The following is a 24,136-nucleotide window of genomic DNA, read 5'->3' as shown; positions in this document are numbered from 1 at the left end:
AATGTCACATGTCAGTACGGAGGACGCGATGAAAGCAAGAAATATAGACTTGATTTCATATCTGGAAGCAAAGGGAGAAACGTTTAAGAAAGAAGGAAACTATTACCGTCATACAGAGCATGACAGTCTCATTATTAAAGGGAATCAATACGCCTGGAATAGTCGAGGGGAGAAGGGATATGGAGCGATTAGCTTTGCGATGATGTACTATGAAATGACATTTCCACAAGCCGTATTAGATATAAATAAAGGGGATTACAAAGAGTTTGATCGCTCAAAAGCTGAAGAAGAACGCAATAAAGAACAGCAGCCATTTATCTATCCAAAACACTTAGAGGTGCAGAAACAAACAGAGATCAAGCAGTACTTAATTGATGAGCGAAAAATAGATCTTCGTTTAGTGAACTGGTTAATTAAAAAGGATCTCATCGTCCAGGATAAGAAAAATAATGTCGTTTTCAAATGGAGAGAAGAAGGGGGCAAAGGGCAAGTAATAGGAATGAACCGTCAAGGTACTGTCAAAATGGAGAATAAAAGAGGAAGCTTTAAGCAAATTGTCCCGAATTATGAAAAAATCCATGCAGGTTTTACGGTTGATGTAGGTAAGCCGGTTAAGATTTATTTTTATGAAGATCCAATCGACATGTTATCTCATTGGAGTATCAAGCAAAATAAAATACAAAATGCTCGCCTGGTTTCTATGCATGGATTGAAGTCAAAAACGGTGATTCAATCTTTAATGGATGCGAAAAAAGAAGGGCACGATATTAAAGAGGTCATTATGGCAGTGGATAATGATAAAGCTGGGACAGACTTCATTCAGACAATGAAATGCTTTGTAGATCTTAAAGAGGATATCCCAACGAATGAAAAAGATTGGAACGATGTCCGGAAGAAACAAGTGAATGAACAACAGCCAAAAGAAACAGCTCAACCAAAGAAAATGAAACCAATCAAAGAGGTGGAGAGAAGTGTCTAATCTACCAGCAATGCCAAATATACTACAGATTTTGATTTGTGGTTTTATCCTTTATGTTCTTTTTCGTATCTGTAAATTTATGTACTGGAAGATCCAGGAGCGAAGAATACTGAAGCGAATGGCGAAGTCCGGTATTCGCTATATAGATAAAATGGACGGACATCAATTTGAAGTGTATCTGAAGGCTCTCTTTCGAGAACTTGGCTATTCTCCGATGGTCACAAAGCAGTCAAATGATTTTGGTGCAGATCTTGTATTAAAGGGAAAAAATCGTATTGTAATCCAGGCGAAACGATACGGGATGAAAAATAGAGTTGGCATTAGTGCCGTACAGGAGATATATGCAGCACAAGCTTATTACAAAGCACATGAGGGTTGGGTTGTAACGAACAGTGTGTATACAAGGCAAGCGAAAGAATTAGCGGAGGCATGCCATGTAAAACTAATAGATCGTGTAGAACTTCAAAAATTGATTAATAAAATCAATCCGGAGTATTCGGCCGAAGATGTATATCAGGGGATAAAACCTGCAGAACGGAAATGCCCAACATGTAAAAATCATTTAGTCGTTCGAAATTCTAATAAAACAGGGAATAAGTTTTTTGGCTGTTCTCAATATCCCACATGTACACATATGGAGCCAATAAATAAATGAACTGTGATGAAAATCCAGCTCTTTTTCTATTTTTGTAAGAACGTGTTAAAAAAATGAGATTTGATTTAAAAACGGCTTTTCAAATTTGTTTATTTTGCATTTTGATGAATAAGTTGATGTGATAGGTCTTATTAGCTATAAAAACGCATGTAAAGGTATATACAGGCTTTACATGCGTTTTTAGGGTTTTTAGGAAAAATAAAAAGGTTTCTCGTGTATGGTGAAAGCCTGTTACAATAGTAGAGAATAACTTGGGTACAAATTGATAAATGAAATGGGGAAAGATGCTAGATGAAAGCAACCGGAGTGACTAGAAAAGTAGATGAATTAGGGCGTGTGGTAATTCCAAAGGAACTTAGAAATACGCTAGGTATTAAAGAAAAATCACCATTAGAGATCTTTGTAGAAGGTGAAGACATTGTTTTACAGAGGTATCAGCCTGGTGGTGTTTGTGCGTTAACAGGAGAATTGTCAAATCGTAACATATCATTAGCAAATGGTAAGATAGCATTAAGTCCAGAAGGTGCAGAATTATTAATAAAAGAAATAGAACAATACCTTGTAAAATAAGAGGCTCCTTTCAAGGGGCTTTTTTAGGCTTAATATTATAATTTCACGTACCGTATTAATTAATAAAAAACAAAATCTAATTGAATTTTGACTCCTGTCGTATGGCTACTTCCACCTGAACCTGGATACTGTGAAGAAAACTTATCTGGAAGCTGAAATGTTGTAGAATCTAGAATCCGAATGTGTTTAAAGCTCGTGGTATATTGATGAATTATTTCTTTTGTTGAATGAATTCTTTGAGTTAGAAGATTAGCTAGAACTTGTTCTAGCAACTGTACTGCGGAAGCATTAAATCGTTTGTTAAGTCCTTCAGGGCTGATAAGAACACCCGTAGATACTTCAAGATGGCTACATAATTGTGTGAGTGATGTACTTGCAACCTGTTGGCTAAGCCATACACATAAAGCAACTAACTCCTTTGCTTGATATTTACTCTTTTCGCTGAACGAATCCTTTTTCTTTAGCTAGGTGTTCTAGAACACGAGGAGACATATGTCGTTGTAATTCTTCGGCAATCGGTTGAAGTTCGTCAAGAATCAAAAGACCCATAAAAAACGTTATTCTTTCTGTATATTTCTACAAAAAGAATAACGTTTTCTGTGAATTATGGATATAAATTTATCCTAGGTTGATAGTGATGTATGGTGACCCCATATACATAAATACATTTTGTCGAAATTATTAAACAGGGGAATTTTTCTATTTGAAGAACTAATAATTGATTGCCAATATGTATTAGAAATCTCAATCTAAACTAAAGGAGAACAAAATGGGACAAAACAATAAAGGTTTTTCTGAAACAGGATTGCGCAAAATGCGCAATGTACTGGCGCAGCATGTCGATTCTGGAAAGATTCCTGGGCTCGTCGCCTTAGTCAGCCGAAACGGCGAGACGCACGTCGAAGCGCTTGGAACAATGAGGCATGATGGTGGCGCACCAATGCGTCGGGACACGATCTTTCGATTGGCGTCCACTAGCAAGCCGATCGCAGTCTCACCGGTAATGGTTCTGCTCGACGAGTGCAAACTGCATTTGGACGACCCAGTAGACAAATGGCTGCCCGAACTCGCCGACCGGCAGGTGTTGAAACGGCCCGATGGTCCGCTGGAAGAGACCGTCCCAGCACGGCGTCCTATCACTGTACGAGACCTGTTGACCTCCACATTCGGGCTCGGAGTGGATCTCACGTTGATGGGTTCTCCGATCATGAACGCGTTCTTCGAGAGTGGGATATTCGACACGCCAGGGCAGGATATGCCCGATCCAGATGAGTTTATGTGTCGCCTAGGTGCACTTCCGCTAAGCTACCAGCCCGGAGAGCGGTGGCAGTATCATATCAGTATTGAAGTGCTCGGCGTGCTTGTTGCCAGGGTAACGGGTCAGACATTCGAGTCGTTCCTACGCGAACGCATCTTCGATCCACTGGGAATGAAGGACACTGGCTTCTACGTGCCTGAGCTCAAGATTGACCGGCTTCCACCTGCCTTCAACCCCGATCCGCATACAGGTGAGTTCATCGTGTGGGATGAGGGTGCAGGCGGACGTTACAGCAAACCTCCAGCATTCCAAGCAGGCGGTGGTGGGCTGCTCGCAACCGTCGACGATTATCACGCGTATTTGCAGATGCTGTTGAACAAAGGGATGCACGGAACCAAACGGATCCTGTCCCGACCTGCAGTCCAGCTGATGACCACCAACCGTCTTACTCCGGAACAACAAGTATACCGAGACGATTTGGCCAAAAACAACGTCCATTTGTCGTTTGGACAAGGGATACAAGGCGGCTGGGGCTTTGGGATGGCGGTGCGTACCTATCTTGGAGACTACGCGTCTATCGGTCAATTCGGCTGGGATGGCGGAACCGGCACTGCAGCTTACGCTGATCCAGACAAACAGTTTACTGGAATCCTGTTCACCCAGGTTGGGATGTCCACTCCGGACCCATCGCATCTTATCCAAGACTTCTGGACCACGGTCTACCAAGCAATCGAAGACTGAAACCGAACTTAGGTATTGTTTATTGGAATAGGAATATGCATCTTTCAAGGTATTAGTAGCATCTTGTGGACTAGATTCTTTCAATATGGGCCATTAGAGTGGCTATGGCGTAAATGTGTTTATAAAAAATAAGATGGATACGGGCAGGATATGTTAATCAATTCGCGAATACTTCAAATAATCATTAGCAAAGATTCTGCATGAACCATAAAAAATGGTATCCTTAAAAAAGTGAAGGGGCAGCATAGCCTTATGAAACTAGGACATATAATGATTTTCGTCAATGACATGACAAAGGCGAGATGGTTTTATTCTGAATTGCTGGGTTTGCAAACATTGTTAGAGCAAGAAAATAAGCTTGTATTTGCCCTTGACGGCTGTCAGCTTATAGCTTTTAAATGTGAAAAGACCAAAGAAATTGGAGATTATTCAAACGAGGCTAGAACAGTTTTGGTGTTTGAGGTCGTATCTGTTGAGCAAACTTATAAGGAAATGAAGGAAAAGGGTATTCAATTTTTGCATGATAAACCTACTCAAGGGCGATATGCTGCTTTCGTTGATCCGTTTGGTAACGTGCATGAAATCGCTGAATCGTTCGAATGAGAGTCGTTAACTTTGTTACAAACAACGTGGTGAAACATATTACAAAGGTATTGCACTAACGGGACACGATAGCGCAAAGATTGATTGCAATCAAAGTTAGACCGAAGATTAAGATCGTGGTTTGATACTGAATTAGCCCGGGGGTTTCGCGCCCCCGTCTTTTTTTATTTGTCAGCGTCACAAAGCGCCATATCGTCGCCACATAAATTGCGTATATTAAGTTGTTCGCTATACAAACGGCACAAGCGAAATCATAGAAACATTGATTACTGCGTCCTAATTGGGTGTGGATTTGAAATAAAGTTTAACCGTTTTGAAAAAAGATTAATTGTTTATAGGGGAGGACGCACATTTTAACGTTTTTATACGCTAAGGGATTCTCAAAACTCCATAACACGAGTTGAATTGAGAATCAAATTACATCTAATTTGATTCATAACAGATTGGCGTCATAGACTACCGAATAAAAACACAGGGTTTTATCTCTGTGTTTCTTCAAATTTTCGTTTTTGAATATATGCTTGAGCATGAATAATTTCTTCCTGAAGTTCTTTTAATTCTTTCATAGATTCTGATTCAATAGTCATGTAAGTAGTAACTAAACTAATCATCATATCCATCTTCTCTACTATATTTTGAATGACCTGTTCAGATTGCTCTTTTTTAGGGTGTTGTATTGCTTTTAATACATCTTCCATATAATTGTTCTTTCTTTGCTGGATATCATAAATAAACTGTTTTGTGTTTGAGTTCAGTTGTTTTTCCTCCGTTTTAGATATATTTCTATTCTATCATATTTAAATAGAAAATATTGGATTCCCCTAAATTTACACCAGTCTCATACATTTTCTCAATTATACAAACTAATTCCTTAACGTACAGGGAACTAATCGAAACGTTTCAATTTTGTGTCTAAACGTACATTATCAAGACCTAAATTTATAAATGCTTAAAATTAAAAAATTGGCTGTTGTCCCAAACGAAAAAGATGAGCTGAATTCTTGTGAAAAACTGTAAAAGGTTGGAATTCTCGTTTTGGGGACACTCAAAATATTAGCTTGATGGGCATGGGGTAGCACCACATCGCTATCAAGCTAATAAAAAGAAATACCCTCAAAATGAAAAAAATACGTTATTCTTTCTGTAGAATCATAGGAAAGGATGGCGTTTTTTTGCTTTATAGATAGTGCAAAACCTTAGCTTGATAGTGATGGGGTACCGCCGGTTCTGGTGCAAAAAATCTATAAAACTTGGACATACTGATATTACTACTCTAGAAAAGGTGTGTGATCAGTATGAAAAAGGAAAATTTGTTCAAATGGAAGCATTATCAGCCTGAACTAATATTGTTAACGGTAAGATGGTACCTACGGTATAATCTCAGTTTTCGTGATTTGGTGGAAATGATGGAGGAACGGGGCTTATCCTTTGCTCATACAACGATTATGCGTTGGGTTCATCAGTTTGGTCCTGAATTAGACAAAAGAATCTGTTTTCATCTCAAGCAAACCGATGACTCTTGGAGAGTCGATGATACATATATCAAAGTAAAAAGTCAATGGATGTACCTGTATCGTGCAGTTGATTCAGAGGGTAATACAATTGATTTTTATCTAAGTAAATCAAGAGATAAACAAGCAGCCAAGCGCTTTTTCAAGAAAGCCTTGGCTTTTTCGTATGTTTCTAAACCTCGCGTGATAACAGTAGATAAGAACCCTGCCTATCCTGTAGCGATTCAAGAGTTGAAAGAAGAGAAACATATGCCTGAAGGCATACAACTAAGGCAAGTTAAATATCTCAATAATATAGTGGAACAAGACCACCGGTTTATTAAAAGACGAGTTCGTTCTATGTTAGGATTCAAGTCGTTTAAAACAGCAATCTCTATATTGAGTGTTGTTGAAGCCATGCATATGATGAAAAAGGGGCAACTTGTTTTACCGGACAAGTCTGTCCAAAAACAGAAATAATTTATTCATAAATTATTTGGCTTAGCTTCATAAGATAGAAATGAAGAGAAAATTGCTACTCTATGTTTCTAACTAATATTTTTGCACCAGAACCTTTTTATATGCAATATTGCATAATATTATATATATTATTCATGTTATGTTTAAAAATTATAATATACTTAAAAAGTATATTATCATGAAAGGAGATACACCATGTTACCAAATACAACACGTAAACTTAACAAAAAGAAGAAATGGATTATCAGTGGGGTTATTACATTAATTGTTATCGTTGCAGCCATCAATATTTTTGTCATGCAAGGTAAGAAGAAGGGTGAGGCAAAGGCAGATGCTGTTAGCTTCGAAAAAGTAACAGAGCGTAAACTTAATAATACAAAATTGATTTCAGGGCAGGTGAAACCTGGGAATATTGAAAGCTTTTATGCAGATCCGACAAAAGGAAAAGTAAAGGATATTGAAGTGAAAGAAGGACAAGAAGTAGAGAAAGGAACGAAATTATTCTCTTATGATAATGAAGAAATTAATTTACAGATGAAGCAAGCTGAGCTTGATCAAAAAATGGCTACTATGCGTTATGATCAAGAGCAAAAGAAAATAGATTCCATAAAGAAAGAGATTAAGAAGGCGAAAGATAGCGGTGCTGGGAAAGAAGTAACAGATCCGTTAGAAGAGCAAGTAAGCGAATTAGAAATGGCACAAAAAACAACTGATCTTGAAAAAGAAAAAGGAAAGTTACAAAAAGAAGAGTTAAGTAAAAAACAGAAAGAACTTACGATTTATAGTAATTTTACAGGTGTTGTACAAAAGTTAGATAAAGATGCAGCACAAAGTTCATCTCAAGCTTTAGGTGGCCAAGGGAAAGCATTCTTACAAGTTGCTTCTAAAGATCCGTTCCAAGTTCAAGGGACTTTAACAGAGCTTCAAAAGTCACAAATTCAAAAAGACCAAACGTTTACTGTAACTGCGAAAGCAAATAATAAGAAGAAGTGGACAGGTAAAATTACAGAAGTAAGTGAATTCCCAACGAGTGCAGAGATGGCTCAAGCAGCTGGTGAAGGAACTCAAAATATGTCTCAATATACATATAAGGCAAGTCTTGATAGCCAAGATGGTTTATCTCCAGGTTATCACGTTTCTTTACAAGTAAATTTAGAGAATAAGACAATGATTGCTGTTCCAAGTAAGAGCATTGTAGAAAAAGGCGAAGATGCATTTGTTTATATCGAAGAAAAAGGAAAGCTTCGTAAGCAAAATGTGAAAAAAGGTGCTACTGATGGAGATTGGACAGAGATTGTTGAAGGCGCAACAGTGGGGCAAAAGGTGGTTAAAAATCCTTCCGACAACGTGTATGACGGAATGGAAGTGAAAGAGAAATGATTACTTTAAATAATATTGCTAAAACGTATTATCAAGGAAAGCTTGCGGTACCGATTTTGCATGGTATTAGTTTAACGATTCAGAGTGGTGAGTTTGTTTCAATTATGGGACCGTCTGGTTCCGGTAAATCAACGCTTATGAATATTATCGGTTGTTTAGATCGTCCAACAGAAGGCAAATATATGCTGAATGATGTGAATATCTTAACAGCAGATGAGTCAAAGCTAGCTTTAATTCGTAATGAATATATCGGCTTTGTGTTCCAGCATTTTAATTTACTGCCACGTCTTTCAGCGGTGGAAAATGTTGAACTTCCTCTCGTATATGGTGGGGTGAAGAAAGCTGAGCGCCGTAAGCGTGCTTTGGAAGCACTTTACAAAGTAGGGTTAGCAGATAGAGTGCATCATTTACCGAATGAGTTATCAGGTGGACAGAAACAGCGTGTAGCAATTGCGAGAGCGATTGCGAATAATCCAACGTTCATTATGGCCGATGAGCCGACGGGTGCGCTTGATACGAAGTCTGGTGAACAAGTTATGGATATTTTCACGAAGCTTAATGCAGAAGGTACGACGATTGTTATGGTTACGCATGAAGAAGAGGTAGCAGCTTATTCATCTCGCCGCATTGTACTGCGAGATGGGAAAATTACTGAAGATAGAAGGTGTGGAGTATGAGTTTACTAGATAGTATGAAAATTGCCCTATCTTCTATTTTAGCTCATAAACTGCGTTCAGCTTTGACGATGCTCGGTATTATTATCGGAGTAGGTTCTATTATTACTGTCGTTGCGATTGGGCAGGGCGGGGAAGCGATGCTGAAGTCGAAAATCGCTGGTTCTGGTAATAACCTTATGCCAATTCAGTTTAAGCCGGATATTAATGATGAGTTTGCTATGGGTGGGCATGAGGTACCAAAATTAACGGAAGAAGATATTCTTGAGGTGAAACAGGTAAAAGATGTTGCCCATGTTATTACGACGAATAGTACGATGGAAACACTTGATATAAACGATAAAAAAGCAATGATTAATGTTATTGGACTAGATAGTGAATATTTTCAAGTAAATAAAGTGAAAATGGTCAAAGGCCGTTCATTAAATGAATCAGATATTTCGCAAGGGAATAACGTTGTGATGATTAGTATGAAGGCAGAAGAGACGTTATTTAAAAATGAAAATCCAGTAGGGAAAATTATTGAAATGAAAGGACAGCCGGTGCAAATTATCGGTGTCTATAAATCAGATAATGAATTTATGGGATTTGAAACTGAGGAAATACTGATTCCTCTCACTTTATGGCCTATTTTATACGGAACAGATGAAATTCAAAGTATCGCAATTCAAGCTAAAAATGTAGACAATTTAGAATCAGCAGGAAAAAAAGCTGTTGAAGTATTAAATAGTCGTAAGCCGAGTGAAATTCCAGGTAAATATGAATTAGTGAACTTAAAAGAGTTCCAAGAAGGAGTTTCTAAAGTCACTAATATCATGACAATGATCATCGGTGGTATCGCAGGTATTTCATTAGTCGTTGGTGGTATCGGTGTTATGAACATTATGCTCGTGTCTGTAACGGAGCGTACGCGTGAAATTGGGGTACGTAAAGCACTTGGAGCAACGCGTAGTAAAATTTTATTACAGTTTTTAATTGAAGCCGTTATGTTAACGCTTCTAGGTGGTTTAATTGGAATTGGTCTTGGATATGGCGGGGCATATATTGTCTCCACATTCGCAAAATGGCCACCGCTCGTTTCGTGGGAAGTTGTTGTTGGAGGCGTATTATTCTCGATGACACTTGGTATTATTTTCGGATTAATTCCAGCAAATAAAGCTGCAAAATTAGATCCAATTGAAGCACTTCGCTACGAATAGTTTACTAGTGTAGTAAAGATAAATATCTTTACTACACATACATATTGTTTGAGTCAATTGTTTGTACCATTCTTTAAGAGGATTATATATATAGAAGGAGGCGCAATAATGGAAGCGAATATTAATACACAAGATGTAGGTGCGAAAAAGCCATCATTATTTGGAATGATTACATCTCCTGGAGTACAATTTGAAAGAATGAAAACAAACAAGAAAGTTTGGGGTATGTTCCTATTAGTAGCATTGTTACAAGGGCTTCTAGGTGGTTTAAATGCGTATGTTATGTATACCTCACCTGAGATGCTTAAAATGAAAAAAGAATTAGGTGAAATGGCTGGACAAAGTTCACTTACATCAGAAGTTATTTCTGGAATTGGAACAAGCTTTGCTAGTGCGATGGTTGGAACACTATTCATAGCAGCTATTTATAAAATGTTTATGATGTTCTTTGGTAATGATACGCCTTATAAAACCTTATTGAATATTGTAGCTTATACAAACATTGTCCTTATTATTGGTGAACTTATTAATTCTATTTTAAGTATAATCTTTGGTAGTGGAATGAGCCAATATACGAGTTTAGGGTTATTATTTACGAAAGGTACATTTGCATATGGAATTGGTAATACAATTGAAATATTCTATGTATGGAATTTAGTCTTAATTTGGCTCGGATTACACATTACAGCTGGATTAAGCAAAGTGAAAGCATCGATTCCAATTATTATTCTATTCATTATTAAAGCGGTATTCTTTGCGGCAATTATTGTATTAATAGCGAAGTTTTTACCAGGTATGTTAATGTAAATAAATTAAGTTCATTATTACTAAGTTTAGTAAAAGATTTGTAACATTAATAACCGGTTCCTTAACGTACAAGGTACCGGTTATTTTGTGTCCAAAATGTGTTCAAACGTACAATTTTCTTTTTTTGTATGGTGACCCCATTAAGATACCCCAAAGTACCAAAAAACGTTATTCTTTCTATACAAGCTAGATTAGAAAGAATAACGTTTTTTAATCCAATAGATTTAATTTCCAATAAACCTTGCAACAGAACCATCTTTTTTTATAATTGATTTTTACCATTTTTTATAATTTATACCTAATATGATCTATAAAATAAAAATTCATTATTAACAGTAATTTTCTCTAGAATAACTGAATTTAAATAACTGATTATCGACATTAAATTATGTAATTTTGCGTAATGTTACATAATTCCTTCATTTTTCTCTTTATTTCGATAGGAATAGACAGTATAATTTTATAGATTTAATATTTCAGAAAATTATACGAGGTAAATACCATGAAAAATAAAAAAAGAACAGCTACAGTTGCATTAACAACAGGATTAGCTTTAACAGCTGTAATACCATATGGAGTAGGTCATGCAGAGGAAACAGATCAACTACAAGTTCAAATTCAGGAGGATTCATTCCGTACAGGTGAACTTACACAACCATCACAAAAGGCACCAGAGAATGTAGTAAAAGATGCTCTTAAGGAGAAGACAGAGCAAGCTTTGTCTCCAAAACAAGTGAATGGAGAAACGGGAGTAGATTATAAGGTTCTTCAAAAACGTGGTTCTTATGATGGGACTACACTTGTGCGTATACAACAAACGTACGAAGAAAAAGAAGTATATGGGTATCAATTGACTGCACACGTAGATAAAAGGGGTGTTATTAAAAGTATTTCAGGGGATAGTGCGCAAAATTTAAAACAAGAAGATTTAAAGAAGCCTATTAATCTATCACAAGAAGAAGCGAAACGATATATTTATACGAAGTATGGGAACGATATCAATTTTATTTCTGAGCCAGAAGTAAAGGCAGTTATTTTTGTTGATGAAAATAATGGACAAGCTAGCAATGCATACCAAGTGACATTTGCTGCTGCAACACCAAACTATGTATCTGGAACTTATTTAGTGAATGCTCATAATGGTGATATGTTAAAAAATATGGTGCAAGAATCAGGTTTAAAAGCAAGTGAAAAACTTGTTGGAGCCCTAAAGGAAAGTAGAAAAAGTAATCTTACATCATTAACTGGAACAGGAAAAGATGATTTAGGTATATCTCGTACATTTGGTATTTCTAGACAAAGTGATGGGAAATATGCGCTTGCTGATTACACAAGAGGGCAAGGAATTGAAACATATGATGTAAATTACAGAGATATTAATAAAGAGGAAAGCTATTACCCTGGTACACTAGCAATTAGCACTTCAATAACATTTAATGACCCAAAGGCGGTAAGTGCTCATTACATAGCAACAAAGGTATATGATTTTTATAAAAATAAATACGGACGTAATAGTTTTGATAATAAGGGACAAAAAGTAGTTTCAGTTGTACATGCGTGGGATTCTGAAGATACAAATGATCCGAAAAATTGGGAGAATGCATTCAGTACTAATATTAATAATAGTAGTATGCTTGTATATGGAGATCCTGTGGTAAAGGCATTTGACGTAGCGGGACATGAATTTACACATGCGGTTACATCTAGCGAATCCAATCTTGAATATTCCGGAGAATCTGGTGCGATTAACGAGGCGTTATCGGATATTATGGGAACAGCTATTGAGAAATATATAAACAATGGGAAATTTAACTGGACAATAGGAGAACAAACTGGATCAGTTTTACGTGATTTGAAAAATCCATCTTCAATCAATTCTTCAGATGGAGTACCGTATCCAGATGATTATAGTGCATATAATGATTTAAATGGAGAGGATGATGGAGGCGTTCATTTCAACTCAAGTATTATTAATAAAGTTGCGTATTTAATGGCAAAAGGTGGCACTAATAACGGTGTAACTGTAAAAGGTATTGGCGAGGATAAAATGTTTGATATTTTCTATTATGCAAACACTGATGAATTAAACATGACTTCCGATTTCTCTGAATTGAGATCAGCATGCCTTCGAGTTGCAACAAATAAATATGGCGCGAACTCAACTGAAGCTCAAGCAGTCCAAGAAGCTTTTGATGCAGCAAAAATCAAGGTAACAGTGAAAGAAAAAGAAAAGCCTGCGGAAAACCAAGCGCCGGAGTTAACTGTACCGTTTACAACTACACTACATGTAGGTGATACGTTCGACCCGATAAGAGGTGTAAAAGCTGTTGATAAAGAAGATGGTGATTTAACAAATAGAGTAAAACATAAAGGCAATGTAGATACTTCTAAAACAGGTAAATACAGTGTGGAGTACTCGGTTGTCGATTCCCAAGGGGTTAATGCAACGGCTACACAGACTGTAATTGTAGAGGGAAATGGCGAGACTCCAGATATGGAACCTAAATTAACAGTGCCTGTTGGAGCAACAATGAATGTAGGAGATTCATTCGACCCAATGGCAGGAGTATCAGCTACTGATAAAGAAGACGGCGACCTTACTTCTAAAGTAACAGTTGATGGTAAAGTAGATACATCTAAAGCCGGTACTTATGTATTAACTTACACAATTACAGACTCTAAAGGTCATGAAGTAACTGCGAAACAAACAGTAACGGTTAGAGCTAGAGAAGAAGTTAAAGATGAAAAAACAGTACTAAAAGTACCTGCTGAAACTACAATTACTGAGGGTAATCAATTCGATCCAATGGCAGGAGTATCAGCTACTGATAAAGAAGGCGGTGACCTTACTTCTAAAGTAACGCATGAAGGAACTGTTGATATATCTAAAGCCGGTACTTATGAAGTAATATATAGTGTCAAAGATTTCGCAGGCAATGAGGTAACTACAATACAAAAAGTGGTTGTGAAAGATAAGGACAATGGTAACGGTTCTGATAACGGAAATAATGGCTCAGACAACAATAACGGTAATAACCCTGATAAAGGCAGTACTGGTACTAACAACAGCAATGCCTCTGATACTGGTAACAGTAAAATCTCAAACAATAGTACTTCTGATAAAAAAGAAGATACATATAAAGAGCTTCCAAAAACGGGTGCAAGTACAAATAACAGTGCAGCAATGGGTTTATTGATGGTTCTTGCGGGTATGGCTCTTTCTTTTGGTCGTAAATTTAGAAAGGTATTAAAATAATAGTAACTTATTGCAGTAAATTAAAAAGCACCTTCAAATATGCAGTGACCCCTGTCAAGTAGACAGTATTTAAAAAGCGCAACTAAGCAACCTGAGTTCTATATTTATATGGACTCAGGTTATTTAATTTCTTTTGAAATCTTTGATGGTTATAAAAGTGCATATATTTACGCACGGCAAGTTTGACCTCATTCGCTTTATGGAAGGAGTGTAAATGAAAACACTCTGCCTTAAAGTGACTGAAGAAGTTTTCCATACAAGCATTATCCCAACAGTTGCCTCTTCGAGACATACTTGCCTTCATCTGATATTTTTTAAGTAATTGATTATATTGACGAGATGTATACTGGGACCCTTGATCACTATGTAAGAGGATTCCCTTCACATTTCGTTTTTTCTTTGCCTTTTTCAGTGTATCTAACACAAGTTTTAAGTCGTTTCTACGACTGGTTTCATAGGCAACAATTTCATTATTGTATAAATCCTTAATAGCGGATAAGTACAAGCGCTGTCCATTGAAAATCAAATAGGTAATATCGGTTACCCATTTCTCATTCGGTTTTGAAGCTTGAAACTCCCTATTTAGATGGTTCTCTGAAATCACATAAGCTTCTTTTTTTCCGTAATAAGGTCGTTTTTTCCTAATTACGGCTTTGATACCTAGTTCACTCATCAATCTTTGGATGCGCTTATGATTCAAATGAAGGTTATATGTGGCTTTCAGCCACACTTGTATTCTTCTATATCCATAAATTCCTCTTAATTTTTTATGACACGCCAATATCTTTTTCTTAATTTCGATATCCTCTGATTGTTTTTTTGAAGGCGTCGTATGCCGTTTTATCCAGTTGTAGTACCCACTTCTGGTTACACCAGCAATATCGCATAGAATGGTCACTGTATAACCTGTTTTTGTCATTTCATGGATGACTTCGAATTTTTTCGTTTTGGATACGACTTTCATTCCTCCTTTTACATCCCTAAGAGCTTTTTTAACATTTCATTTTCCGCTTCTAATCGTCTGATCTTAGCTTCTGGATCTTCGGGTCTAATCCTTGGTCTACCTAAACCTGGTCCTTTTGCTTTACCGCGTTTTTCTTCTAGTCCTTTGATTCCTTCAGCTTCAAAGTGTTTCATCCAACGACTTACAACCGAGTGATGAATACCTAATTCTTTCGCAATGGTTTTATAGCTCATGCCTTCTTTTAAGTATAAATCTATAGCTTTTTTCTTAAATTCTACATCGTAAGTGACTCTAATTTTCCCCATAAAAAAATCCCCTCCATAGTAAACAGGTTAATGTGCTTTCTTTTTCCTGTCTACTATAAGGGGATCATATCAATATGGAAGGTGCTTTTTATCAACTTTTATAAACTGTACTTCATGATTCTAGGATGTATTTAAGAAGTTGAATAAGAGTTTTCTTTTTCAAGAGTAGATATAGGAAGATTAATATTAACTGTTGTTCCTTTACCTACTTCACTTTCAATAAATATCTTTCCTTGGTGCTTTTCAATAATTTTATAACAGATCATTAGTCCTAAACCGATACCATTTTCTTATAATACTATAAAATGGTTCTCCTAGATAAGGTAAACGTTCTTTTTCAATTCCACACCCGTCATCGATAAATCGAATGTTTACCAGGTTTTTATCAGGTACATATTCGATTTGAATTAAGATTTCCCCTCCCATTGGAGTTGCTTCAATTGCATTTTTTAAGATATTTATAAAAGCTTGCTTTAATTGATTACATTCACAAAGTATGAATGAAGTATCAGATGTAAACTCAGTTTTAATTTGTATGCAATTCATTATCGCTTGAGGTTCAAGTAACATTACAATTTGCTTCATTAATACATTCAGGTCATTAGTTTTAATTTCTAATGCCTCAGGTTTTGCTAATGTCATAAATTCATTAGTAATACTATCTATGGTTCCGGTGCAAAAACTTCAAGGTAATTACAAGTAATCTCTAAAACTTGGACATACTGATACTATTACTCTAAAAAGGTGTGTAATCGGTATGGAAAAGAAAAATTGGTTCAAATGGAAGCACTATCAGCCTGATATTATCTTATTAACGGTAAAATGGTACCTACGGTACAACCTAAGTTTTCGTGATTTGGTGGAAATGATGGAGGAACGGGGTTTATCCATTTCTCATACAACGATTATGCGTTGGGTTCATCAGTATGGTCCTGAATTGGACAAACGGATCCGACGTTACCTCAAACAAATAAATGACTCTTGGAGAGTCGATGAAACATATATCAAAGTAAAAGGCCGTCCTCGTACGAAGTTCGATAGTATGGAAGAAGAATTGGAATACTACAAGGCGCAAGTGGCTTACTTAAAAAAGCAGTATCCAAATCTATAGGAGGTGTTCTTGCTCAAACGGCTAAGTACGAGATTATTGAAGAACTACGTTTTCGGTACAGAGTAACCTGGCTTGTCGTCATTGCGCAGTTAAATCGCTCTAGCTACTTATAAGTGGCGTTCAACATGTAGTCAAAGGCAATTACGCCTTTCAAAGGATAATACATTGCATGAACAGATTCAAGCAATTGAAACATACATCTATCATTATAACTACAAACGATTCCAAAAACGACTCAATCATCGAGCTCCGATCGAATATCGAATTTCGATGGCTGCATAGTCTTTTTTACAGTTGTCTACTTGACGGGGATAAGTCCAACCAGTCTATCCAAAATCAAAAAGAATTCATCCATCAATTGTTTGGACTTGCAACATAAGATACGATTCCGTTAGGAATATATATGCTTTATTCTCTTTTGTTTTATTTTTGCACCAGAACCTTTCATTTCAACAAAGGTGTAAACAGGTAGTAATGCTGATAGTAAGTTTCTGGATCGTGATGTTGTTAATTTTTGGTGAAAGCTTGTTACAATAAAATAGAATTATATTGGATACAAAAGATAATGAAAAGGGGGGGAAAGCTAAATGAAATCAACAGGAATGACTCGAAAAGTAGATGGATTAGGGCTTGTAGTTATCCCAAAAGAATTGAGGGATACTTTTGGTATCAAAGAACAATCACCATTAGAGATCTTTATAGAGGGAGAAAAAATTGTTTTACAGAAGTATCAAGCTGGTGGGGCTTGTGTGGTAACAGGTGAGATTTCAGAACGTAATATGTCATTAGCAAATGGAAAGATTACGGTAAGCCCACAAGGTGCGGAGTACCTGGTTAAACAGTTGCAACAATACCAAGTTAAATAGGGAAATTCAAGGCTCCGCTATACAGGAAGCTTTTTTATCACTAATATAATAATTTCACGTACCGTCTTAATTATTATATTAAACAACACGAACCAATAGTCTACATTTATATATTGTTTCTCTCTTGGGATGCTATATCCTTACAAATGGATCGAGTTTGATATAATAGAAGGAAAAGAACAAATGGAACAGATGCGAAAATCTCTGAAAAACATAGAGAAACAAAGCCTAACTAAAAAAAGTGAAACCTCTTCGACTATTTCTAAAGGAAATCGCGATTGGAAATATCCCTCTAAAATGAAATGAAATTGTTACCTGTTAAAATATAAATTAAGTATTAAAGCAACTATCTGGAATCTAATTGTAATTCAGCTTTGTCGTTTGTCAGTGTATTAGTAGAATTACAATTTCCAGAGTAGATAGCTCTTGCTTCATCACACGAATCAGATTTTTCACATCCTATAAGCATTCCTAATGTTATAAACGATAATAAAATCTTTTTCATTATAATACACGCTCCATACTATTTAGAATGTTATGATGTTCTTAGACTAAGTGAAATTCAATACATATATTCCCATGACAAAAAACATATGTATTGAATTAAAGAAACTGAGGAAGGTCAGTTTTTGACCAATTTATATAATAGACTTCACCATACATGCCCGTCGACTTAAGAAGTGGGTTGTTCCCCAAACCGAAAAAAATGAGTTGAATTCTCATAAATAACTGTAAAATAATAAAATTTTCGTTTAGGGGCTACTTTAAAATCTTAAGTTGATGGGCATGCGGCGGCACCCCTATGTATAAAAAACTTTGCACCAGAACCCATAGATAAGTCAATGAGAACATACCAATTTTTTTACTTAGAAAAAGATAGACATTAACAAAAGTGTATACTGTCTACTAATTTATATGGTGCTACTTTGTTTTCTATTAACATTATCTAATCTGAATTTACTTCATTTAAAGATAGTTACCATTAGTCCTATTGTCGGCTATACACAAAAAGCGTATCTATGCAGATGCATTTTTTGTGTTATTATTCTTTTGTAAATTGAAATAAACTAATTGAACCTAATAACATGAATAGATTTAGAAGCATTTAATAAAGTTATTAAAATTGTTAAACAGTCAAAGTATTATCTTTAGTCTTATAGTCAGGTGCTTTTGGTGTTGGCTCATATAAAGCGTTTAATAAGTGATTATATTCACTTCGTGTAATTTCTTTATTATACAATTGAATTAATAAATCTTTATGTTTTTTTGAAAAAGCCATTTTGTTAAAAAACTTAGGATACATATAATTATTCTCTCCACTTCATGTCGGTTCTAAAATTTCATGTTGCTTTCATTTAATTCTTATAAAAATTACATTATCGTGACTTTATAACATCACTCCCTTTTCAAAAATATTCATCAGATATCAACATTAGGGTTCTGTTGTAAAGTTTTCTAAAGTAAGCTAAACTCTGTAAAAAACAAACAAGGAGCTTAATAAATGGGATATTTTAAAGGAAAACAGTTCGAGAAAGATATTATCTTGGTAGCCGCTCTGGCCACTATTTTCGTTTTTCTTTAAGCTATCGCGATGTGTCTGAAATTCTCAAAGAACGTGGTATTTCTATTCATCCAACAACTATCATGCGCTGGGTTCATGAATATCGAAATCTTATCTATCAAATTTGGAAGAAGAAAAACAAAAACACATTGTTATCTTGGCGTTTGGATGAAACCTATATCAAAATTAAAGGAAAGTGGTGTTATTTATATCGAGCAATTGATAAAGAGGGATAAACACTTGATATTCAACTTCGTCAAAAACGAGACAAACCAGCAGCATATGCTTTTATGAAAAGACTAGCTCGAACTTTTGGAGAACCAACGGTTCTGACGACATATCTCCTTCTTTAGCTTCCGCATAAGGAGATATGTCTTTACAAAAATACCTTTCTCGTACAATAAAGTACCTCAATAATATCATCGAGCAAGATCATCGACATGTGAAACGTCGAATTTCCCGTTCCTTAGGCTTTCAAAGTCTTCGCCATGCCTCACGTACTATTAAAGGTATAGAAACTGTCTATGCCATATACAAACAAAAGCGAAGTCTTCAACCAAACTTCGTTTTTTCGACGTATAACGCATTACATGAATTATTAATAGTTTCATAAAACTGGTCCGCAATATTCCCCATCTCTTTATGTCTTCGGAAACTTTGCAACAGAACCAAGAAAAGGAATGTAGTAAATAATCGTATACAAGTACTCTCTTACGATAGATATGTGAGGTGCATGAAAATAAAAAAAGGGAAAAGAATGATAAACATTCTTTTCCCTTTTTACCTACTGGAACTTTCATGCTCATTAGTTTTTCGGTATATCGAAAAATGCTGTAGAATTTCCCTTTTCCATTATAGCAATAAAACCAGTTTATGTTATATGCAATATTGCATATTAAAATGTATTGATAAAAATGTAAGCGCTTACTATAATGAAAGCATAAAGAGAAATCACATCTTAGCAACAACAAAAGAGGAGGAAATAATATGACAATCGCAATGACAATTTTAAAATTTGTAGGTGGAGCACTTCCATTCGTTCAAGAACTTTTAAAAGCATTTATGTAAGTTCACTATTTAGCAATTATTTATAAATAATTATCATACCTTAATACGAAAAAAAGGAAGAAGTTGATTTTTTTGAAGACTACAAAAAATACTAAAGGAAAAAAATTACTAGCAAGTTTATTAATCGGCTTTTGCACTATTAATTATTCATCTATTTCCTTCGCTGAAACACCTAAAAGTAATTCAGCTAATGCACCAAAACAAGCTATTGACATTGATACTGGCATAACAAATCTAAAGTATAACAATCAAGAGGTTTTAGCAGTAAATGGGGATAAAGTAGAGAGTTTTGTTCCGAAAGAAAGTACAAATTCAAATGGTAAATTTGTAGTAGTTGAACGTGAGAAAAAATCACTTACAACTTCACCAGTCGATATTTCGATTATTGATTCTGTGGCTAATCGTACTTATCCAGGGGCAGTACAACTTGCAAATAAAGCTTTTGCAGATAATCAACCTAGTTTATTAGTGGCTAAGAGAAAACCTTTGAATATTAGTATAGACTTACCTGGCATGAAAAAAGAAAATACAATAACTGTCCAAAATCCGACATATGGTAATGTGTCTGGAGCAGTAGACGATTTAGTATCTACTTGGAATGAAAAGTATTCAACAACACATACGTTACCTGCAAGAATGCAGTATACAGAATCTATGGTTTATAGTAAATCACAAATAGCAAGTGCTCTTAATGTTAACGCTAAATATCTTGACAATTCACTGAACATTGATTTTAAAGCGATTGCAGATGGAGAGAAAAAAGTGATGGTTGCGGCATATAAGCAAATCTTTTATACCGTAAGTGCAGAACTACCTAACAATCCATCAGATCTTTTTGATAATAGTGTTACTTTTGATGAGTTAACTCGTAAAGGGGTAAGTAATGCGGCTCCGCCTGTTATGGTGTCAAATGTAGCTTATGGTAGAACAGTTTATGTGAAATTAGAAACATCATCTAAGAGCAAAGATGTACAAGCTGCCTTTAAAGCCTTAATTAAGGGGCAAGGCGTTGAAGCGAGTGGACAGTACAAAGATATTTTTGAAGACAGTACCTTTACCGCTGTAGTATTAGGCGGAGATGCAAAAGAGCATAACAAGGTTGTTACAAAAGATTTTAATGAAATCCGAAATATTATTAAAGATAATGCAGAATTAAGTTCTAAAAATCCAGCATACCCAATTTCATATACAAGCACTTTCTTAAAAGATAACGCAACTGCTGCTGTTCATAACAATACAGATTATATTGAGACTACAACTACAGAATATTCTAGTGCTAAAATGACGCTTGATCATACTGGTGGATATGTTGCTCAATTTGATGTATCTTGGGATGAATTCTCATATGATCAAAATGGCAAAGAAGTACTAACCCATAAAAATTGGGAAGGAAACGGCAGAGACAGAACTGCTCATTTCAATACAGTCATACCACTTCCATCGAATGCAAAAAATGTAAAAGTTGTAGCAAGAGAATGTACAGGTCTTGCATGGGAATGGTGGAGAACAATTATTAATGAACAAAATGTTCCATTAACAAATGAAATAAAAGTTTCAATTGGAGGAACAACATTATATCCAAGTGCTAATATTAATCATTAGGTAAAAGTGAAGCGCCCTGTTTACAGGGTGCTTTTTTACTTGCTCGCAAGTATATCGGCGCTTTTTCTAATATATCATACTCATCAAATTGGAGAGTCAATTTAAGTAGAGGGACCGTCACATAGCCATCTAGCTAAAATTTCATAGTACCAAAGAACAAAATTTTTTGCTAACTTATAACAAATAGCTCATTTTTTCATTTTGGGGTAATTCTGAATTCTTAAGTTGATGGATGTGGGGTAGCACCACACAATAGCAAAGGCAAAACATATTACGTTACTGCAAATGAAGCCTATGTATATGTGAAATGATTTTTAAAACCATCTCCTTTTAAGGGACGGTTTATTTTATCAATGAATATACTATATTAAGAAATTTAAGAGGTGATAATAATTGGATTATTTAATTGAATTAAATCAGTGGGGCATAAAAGAAGGGTTACCTACTAAACCCTATGTAGATGCAGATTATATACAAGCTGATAAGAATATTCAGGGGATAAACAATGCGTTACAATTTGCAGCATCTAATAATTACTCTGAAGTTATTCTTCCAAAAGGCAATTACGCTCTATGTTACCCACGTGAGATTGTTATGGTTTCCGATTTGGATTTTAATTTAAATGGATCAACATTAAAAGTTATATACGATTCTAATAAAAAATCGCCATTTGACAATAGAACAACTACTGATTATTACAACTTCAAAGGGAATAGTATCGTATTTGGTAAAGTCACCAATTCTAATTTATTTGTTGGAACAATAATTGGATGTAGGGACGACAGAAGTTTCTCTAATCCTTTAGAAGTAGCAATGGAGCATACGTATGGTATTCTCTTTCAAAAAAGTTCAAATTATTGTTCTGTGAAAAATTGTAAGGTTCGCGATTATATGGGCGATAATATTTCATTTAGCTCAAACTCGATATTTGATTATGGAGAATTTGATCAAGGTCTTACTTTGAGTACCTTAGATTACAACACTGGACAACCTATTCCTTCTACGAATACACTCACAACAAAGATGTTAAACATACCTCAAGATTTAACACCAAAGATTACTTCCTTTCTTATAGCTGGTGCAGGATACGCTAGAACAACAAATTTAAATAGTAAAGACTTGGATATCTTCTTTTACGATAATAACAACAAATTCATAGGGGTTATGAAGAAAAGAAGAATCTATACAGATATTTCAATCCCAGTTAACGCAATGAAATTTAGACTTCAATTTTATAATGAAAACAATGTAAATAAGAATCTGCAATATACAATTATGTTTGGTGGTATCCCTCACCATAACACTGTTGAAAAATGCGAGGTTTTTAATGGTCATAGGGGTGGTATCACTTTAGGGGGGAATTACAACGAAGTTATAAATAATAAAATCCGCGATAACGGAAAAGGATTGGTTAGGTTTTTGGATGGGAAACCTATTTTCAACGATCCAACTCGTTATTCAATAAACATGGAAGATTCATACGGAGCAAGCTGTACCATAAAAGATAACGAAATTTACGGGAGTTATCACGGCATTTTAGTTGGTTGCTATGATGTCTTAATAGAACATAATCATATTTACAATATAGACTACCTAGCGATTAATCTTTATTCCTTAATGCATGCAACTATTAAGGCTAATTTCTTATACAACTGTCAAAATAACATTGGACTCATGACTTCTAATTTTAGTGCGGCATTTGTGAATATTATAGAAAATAGTTTTACAGGCGGTAATATGAATTTAACTAATGATTCGTATAGGGTTTCTTTATCTAACAATCAATACGTAAATCCTGATTTCGTTACATTGGGAGATAATTGCACATTTGATAATAATCACATTATTTTTACAGAAAATCCGACTACCACACCATGGATAAAAGCAAATAAAATAAGAAAATGTACCTTTAAATCGGTTTTAACACAAAGAGAGATGACGTTTAAAGTTAAAGAATATGATAGTTGTAAATTCGAAAATCTACGAGTCAGATCAGAAAACCCTAATACTCAAAATGTAGACGTTTGTGAGTTCACAAGGTCAGAATTTCTTAATTGCGAGTTAAGAAATCATTTGTTTAGTGGGCGTCCAATGAATATTAGAGTTACTAAATCAAAACTTATAGATACAACGTGCGAAGTTGGTATTACAAATGTGGATAATCAAGTACCATACACTACACTGGAAGACTGTGCTATCTCCATTAATACGAAAAATAATTTATTCTTATCTGATACAAATCGTCCATATACAACTTATATAGTAGAGAAATGCAATGTTACTATTGATAATCCAGCATTCGCTGCTCTCTTAGCTTCAGGGGCAGCAGCGGGAGTAAACGAGTTAATTTTAAAAGACAATGGATTTGTTTATACAGGAACAGCACCATTGAATTTAAAATATTACACAAATAAAAATCATATTCGTAACTTCATCAATTCGAATAACACCTTTACAAATATCAATTTACCTGCTGCGAATTAAAGCTGGCTCTTTCGAGTCAGCCCTTTTTTATTCTACATCCACAAGTTCATTAAGTTTAAATTCTGTATTCAATCCAAATGCAT

Annotated in this window: 20 protein-coding genes and 5 pseudogenes; 19 read left to right on the top strand and 6 right to left on the bottom strand. The window is 35.3% G+C overall.

Annotated features, from left to right (window positions below; translation table 11 throughout):
* Position 1: 1 nt before the first annotated feature.
* The 3 genes from MHI07_RS26490 (at position 2) to MHI07_RS26480 (ending at position 2,204) form a co-directional block, all read left to right on the top strand.
* A complete protein-coding gene (locus MHI07_RS26490; protein ID WP_215582957.1) occupies positions 2 to 979 on the top strand; it encodes a DUF3991 domain-containing protein in 978 nt (325 codons plus the stop codon).
* Positions 972 to 1,634, top strand: a complete 663-nt coding sequence (locus MHI07_RS26485) for a restriction endonuclease (protein ID WP_215582956.1) — start codon at positions 972 to 974, stop codon at positions 1,632 to 1,634. Before MHI07_RS26490 ends, MHI07_RS26485 begins: the two co-directional genes overlap by 8 nt.
* A 291-nt stretch (positions 1,635 to 1,925) precedes the next feature.
* Entirely contained in the window at positions 1,926 to 2,204 is a 279-nt protein-coding gene (locus MHI07_RS26480) for an AbrB/MazE/SpoVT family DNA-binding domain-containing protein (RefSeq protein WP_215582954.1), read from the top strand.
* 71 nt (positions 2,205 to 2,275) lie between these two features.
* On the opposite strand, the pseudogene MHI07_RS26475 reads toward MHI07_RS26480, so the two are convergent.
* A pseudogene (locus MHI07_RS26475) lies at positions 2,276 to 2,753 on the bottom strand (IS4 family transposase); the annotation flags it as partial.
* A gap of 220 nt (positions 2,754 to 2,973) precedes the next feature.
* On the opposite strand from MHI07_RS26475, the gene MHI07_RS26470 reads away from it, so the two are divergent.
* From MHI07_RS26470 to MHI07_RS26460, 3 genes are all read left to right on the top strand, one after another.
* Positions 2,974 to 4,203: a serine hydrolase domain-containing protein gene (locus MHI07_RS26470; protein ID WP_215582953.1), complete on the top strand. Its 1,230-nt coding sequence runs from the start codon at positions 2,974 to 2,976 to the stop codon at positions 4,201 to 4,203.
* Between the two features lie 15 nt (positions 4,204 to 4,218).
* Complete coding sequence (locus MHI07_RS26465; protein ID WP_340826977.1) at positions 4,219 to 4,335, top strand: DUF418 domain-containing protein; 117 nt, start codon at positions 4,219 to 4,221, stop codon at positions 4,333 to 4,335.
* Between the two features lie 120 nt (positions 4,336 to 4,455).
* Complete coding sequence (locus MHI07_RS26460; RefSeq protein ID WP_016119744.1) at positions 4,456 to 4,806, top strand: VOC family protein; 351 nt, start codon at positions 4,456 to 4,458, stop codon at positions 4,804 to 4,806.
* 479 nt (positions 4,807 to 5,285) lie between these two features.
* Here MHI07_RS26460 and MHI07_RS26455 read toward each other — a convergent pair whose 3' ends face one another.
* Complete coding sequence (locus tag MHI07_RS26455) at positions 5,286 to 5,561, bottom strand: hypothetical protein (RefSeq protein ID WP_071719813.1); 276 nt, start codon at positions 5,559 to 5,561, stop codon at positions 5,286 to 5,288.
* A 540-nt stretch (positions 5,562 to 6,101) separates the two neighbouring features.
* Here MHI07_RS26455 and MHI07_RS26450 point away from each other — a divergent pair.
* The 6 genes from MHI07_RS26450 to MHI07_RS26425 all read left to right on the top strand — a co-directional run bounded on the left by MHI07_RS26450 (position 6,102) and on the right by MHI07_RS26425 (position 14,092).
* Entirely contained in the window at positions 6,102 to 6,776 is a 675-nt protein-coding gene (locus MHI07_RS26450; protein WP_340826976.1) for an IS6 family transposase, read from the top strand.
* Between the two features lie 195 nt (positions 6,777 to 6,971).
* Positions 6,972 to 8,156, top strand: a complete 1,185-nt coding sequence (locus tag MHI07_RS26445; RefSeq protein ID WP_215582947.1) for an efflux RND transporter periplasmic adaptor subunit — start codon at positions 6,972 to 6,974, stop codon at positions 8,154 to 8,156.
* Positions 8,153 to 8,833 carry an ABC transporter ATP-binding protein gene (locus tag MHI07_RS26440; protein WP_199710547.1) on the top strand — a complete coding sequence of 227 codons (681 nt, stop codon included), beginning with the start codon at positions 8,153 to 8,155 and terminating at the stop codon, positions 8,831 to 8,833. The genes MHI07_RS26445 and MHI07_RS26440 overlap by 4 nt, the downstream gene beginning before the upstream one ends.
* Positions 8,830 to 10,029, top strand: a complete 1,200-nt coding sequence (locus tag MHI07_RS26435) for an ABC transporter permease (protein WP_199663427.1) — start codon at positions 8,830 to 8,832, stop codon at positions 10,027 to 10,029. Before MHI07_RS26440 ends, MHI07_RS26435 begins: the two co-directional genes overlap by 4 nt.
* Before the next feature lie 108 nt (positions 10,030 to 10,137).
* On the top strand, positions 10,138 to 10,836 hold the full coding sequence (locus MHI07_RS26430) for a Yip1 family protein (RefSeq protein ID WP_199710545.1): 699 nt from the start codon (positions 10,138 to 10,140) through the stop codon (positions 10,834 to 10,836).
* A gap of 502 nt (positions 10,837 to 11,338) precedes the next feature.
* Positions 11,339 to 14,092 carry a M4 family metallopeptidase gene (locus tag MHI07_RS26425; RefSeq protein WP_215582943.1) on the top strand — a complete coding sequence of 918 codons (2,754 nt, stop codon included), beginning with the start codon at positions 11,339 to 11,341 and terminating at the stop codon, positions 14,090 to 14,092.
* 82 nt (positions 14,093 to 14,174) lie between these two features.
* Here MHI07_RS26425 and MHI07_RS26420 read toward each other — a convergent pair whose 3' ends face one another.
* From MHI07_RS26420 to MHI07_RS26410, 3 genes and pseudogenes are all read right to left on the bottom strand, one after another.
* Positions 14,175 to 15,056, bottom strand: coding sequence for an IS3 family transposase (locus tag MHI07_RS26420; protein ID WP_215582334.1), 882 nt, complete (start codon positions 15,054 to 15,056; stop codon positions 14,175 to 14,177).
* Positions 15,057 to 15,064: 8 nt separating this feature from the next.
* Entirely contained in the window at positions 15,065 to 15,361 is a 297-nt protein-coding gene (locus MHI07_RS26415) for a transposase (RefSeq protein WP_215578889.1), read from the bottom strand.
* 131 nt (positions 15,362 to 15,492) lie between these two features.
* A pseudogene (locus MHI07_RS26410) lies at positions 15,493 to 16,027 on the bottom strand (ATP-binding protein); the annotation flags it as partial.
* A 91-nt stretch (positions 16,028 to 16,118) separates the two neighbouring features.
* On the opposite strand from MHI07_RS26410, the pseudogene MHI07_RS26405 reads away from it, so the two are divergent.
* The 3 genes and pseudogenes from MHI07_RS26405 to MHI07_RS26400 form a co-directional block, all read left to right on the top strand.
* Positions 16,119 to 16,383, top strand: a pseudogene (locus tag MHI07_RS26405) (IS6 family transposase); the annotation flags it as partial.
* A 254-nt stretch (positions 16,384 to 16,637) separates the two neighbouring features.
* Entirely contained in the window at positions 16,638 to 16,754 is a 117-nt protein-coding gene (locus MHI07_RS29440; protein ID WP_157380025.1) for an IS3 family transposase, read from the top strand.
* Between the two features lie 305 nt (positions 16,755 to 17,059).
* Positions 17,060 to 17,338 (top strand): AbrB/MazE/SpoVT family DNA-binding domain-containing protein, encoded by a 279-nt coding sequence (locus MHI07_RS26400; RefSeq protein WP_002191591.1) that lies wholly within the window; start codon positions 17,060 to 17,062, stop codon positions 17,336 to 17,338.
* A gap of 1,126 nt (positions 17,339 to 18,464) precedes the next feature.
* Here the strand turns inward: MHI07_RS26400 and MHI07_RS26395 are convergent.
* Complete coding sequence (locus MHI07_RS26395; RefSeq protein ID WP_215583036.1) at positions 18,465 to 18,617, bottom strand: hypothetical protein; 153 nt, start codon at positions 18,615 to 18,617, stop codon at positions 18,465 to 18,467.
* Positions 18,618 to 18,839: 222 nt separating this feature from the next.
* Here MHI07_RS26395 and MHI07_RS26390 point away from each other — a divergent pair.
* The 4 genes and pseudogenes from MHI07_RS26390 to MHI07_RS26370 all read left to right on the top strand — a co-directional run bounded on the left by MHI07_RS26390 (position 18,840) and on the right by MHI07_RS26370 (position 24,053).
* A pseudogene (locus MHI07_RS26390) lies at positions 18,840 to 19,512 on the top strand (IS6 family transposase).
* Between the two features lie 518 nt (positions 19,513 to 20,030).
* The gene (locus tag MHI07_RS26380) at positions 20,031 to 21,569 is read left to right on the top strand and encodes a thiol-activated cytolysin family protein (protein ID WP_340826974.1); all 1,539 of its coding nucleotides are present in this window, start codon (positions 20,031 to 20,033) and stop codon (positions 21,567 to 21,569) included.
* Positions 21,570 to 21,817: 248 nt separating this feature from the next.
* Positions 21,818 to 21,880: pseudogene (locus tag MHI07_RS26375) on the top strand (N-acetylmuramoyl-L-alanine amidase); the annotation flags it as partial.
* 82 nt (positions 21,881 to 21,962) lie between these two features.
* Positions 21,963 to 24,053 carry a right-handed parallel beta-helix repeat-containing protein gene (locus MHI07_RS26370; protein WP_215582937.1) on the top strand — a complete coding sequence of 697 codons (2,091 nt, stop codon included), beginning with the start codon at positions 21,963 to 21,965 and terminating at the stop codon, positions 24,051 to 24,053.
* Positions 24,054 to 24,136: the final 83 nt, after the last annotated feature.

The sequence above is a fragment of the Bacillus sp. FSL H8-0545 genome, from assembly GCF_038006105.1.
Taxonomy (GTDB): Bacteria; Bacillota; Bacilli; order Bacillales; family Bacillaceae_G; genus Bacillus_A; species Bacillus_A cereus_U.
This window is presented reverse-complemented; position numbering and strand designations above follow the sequence as displayed.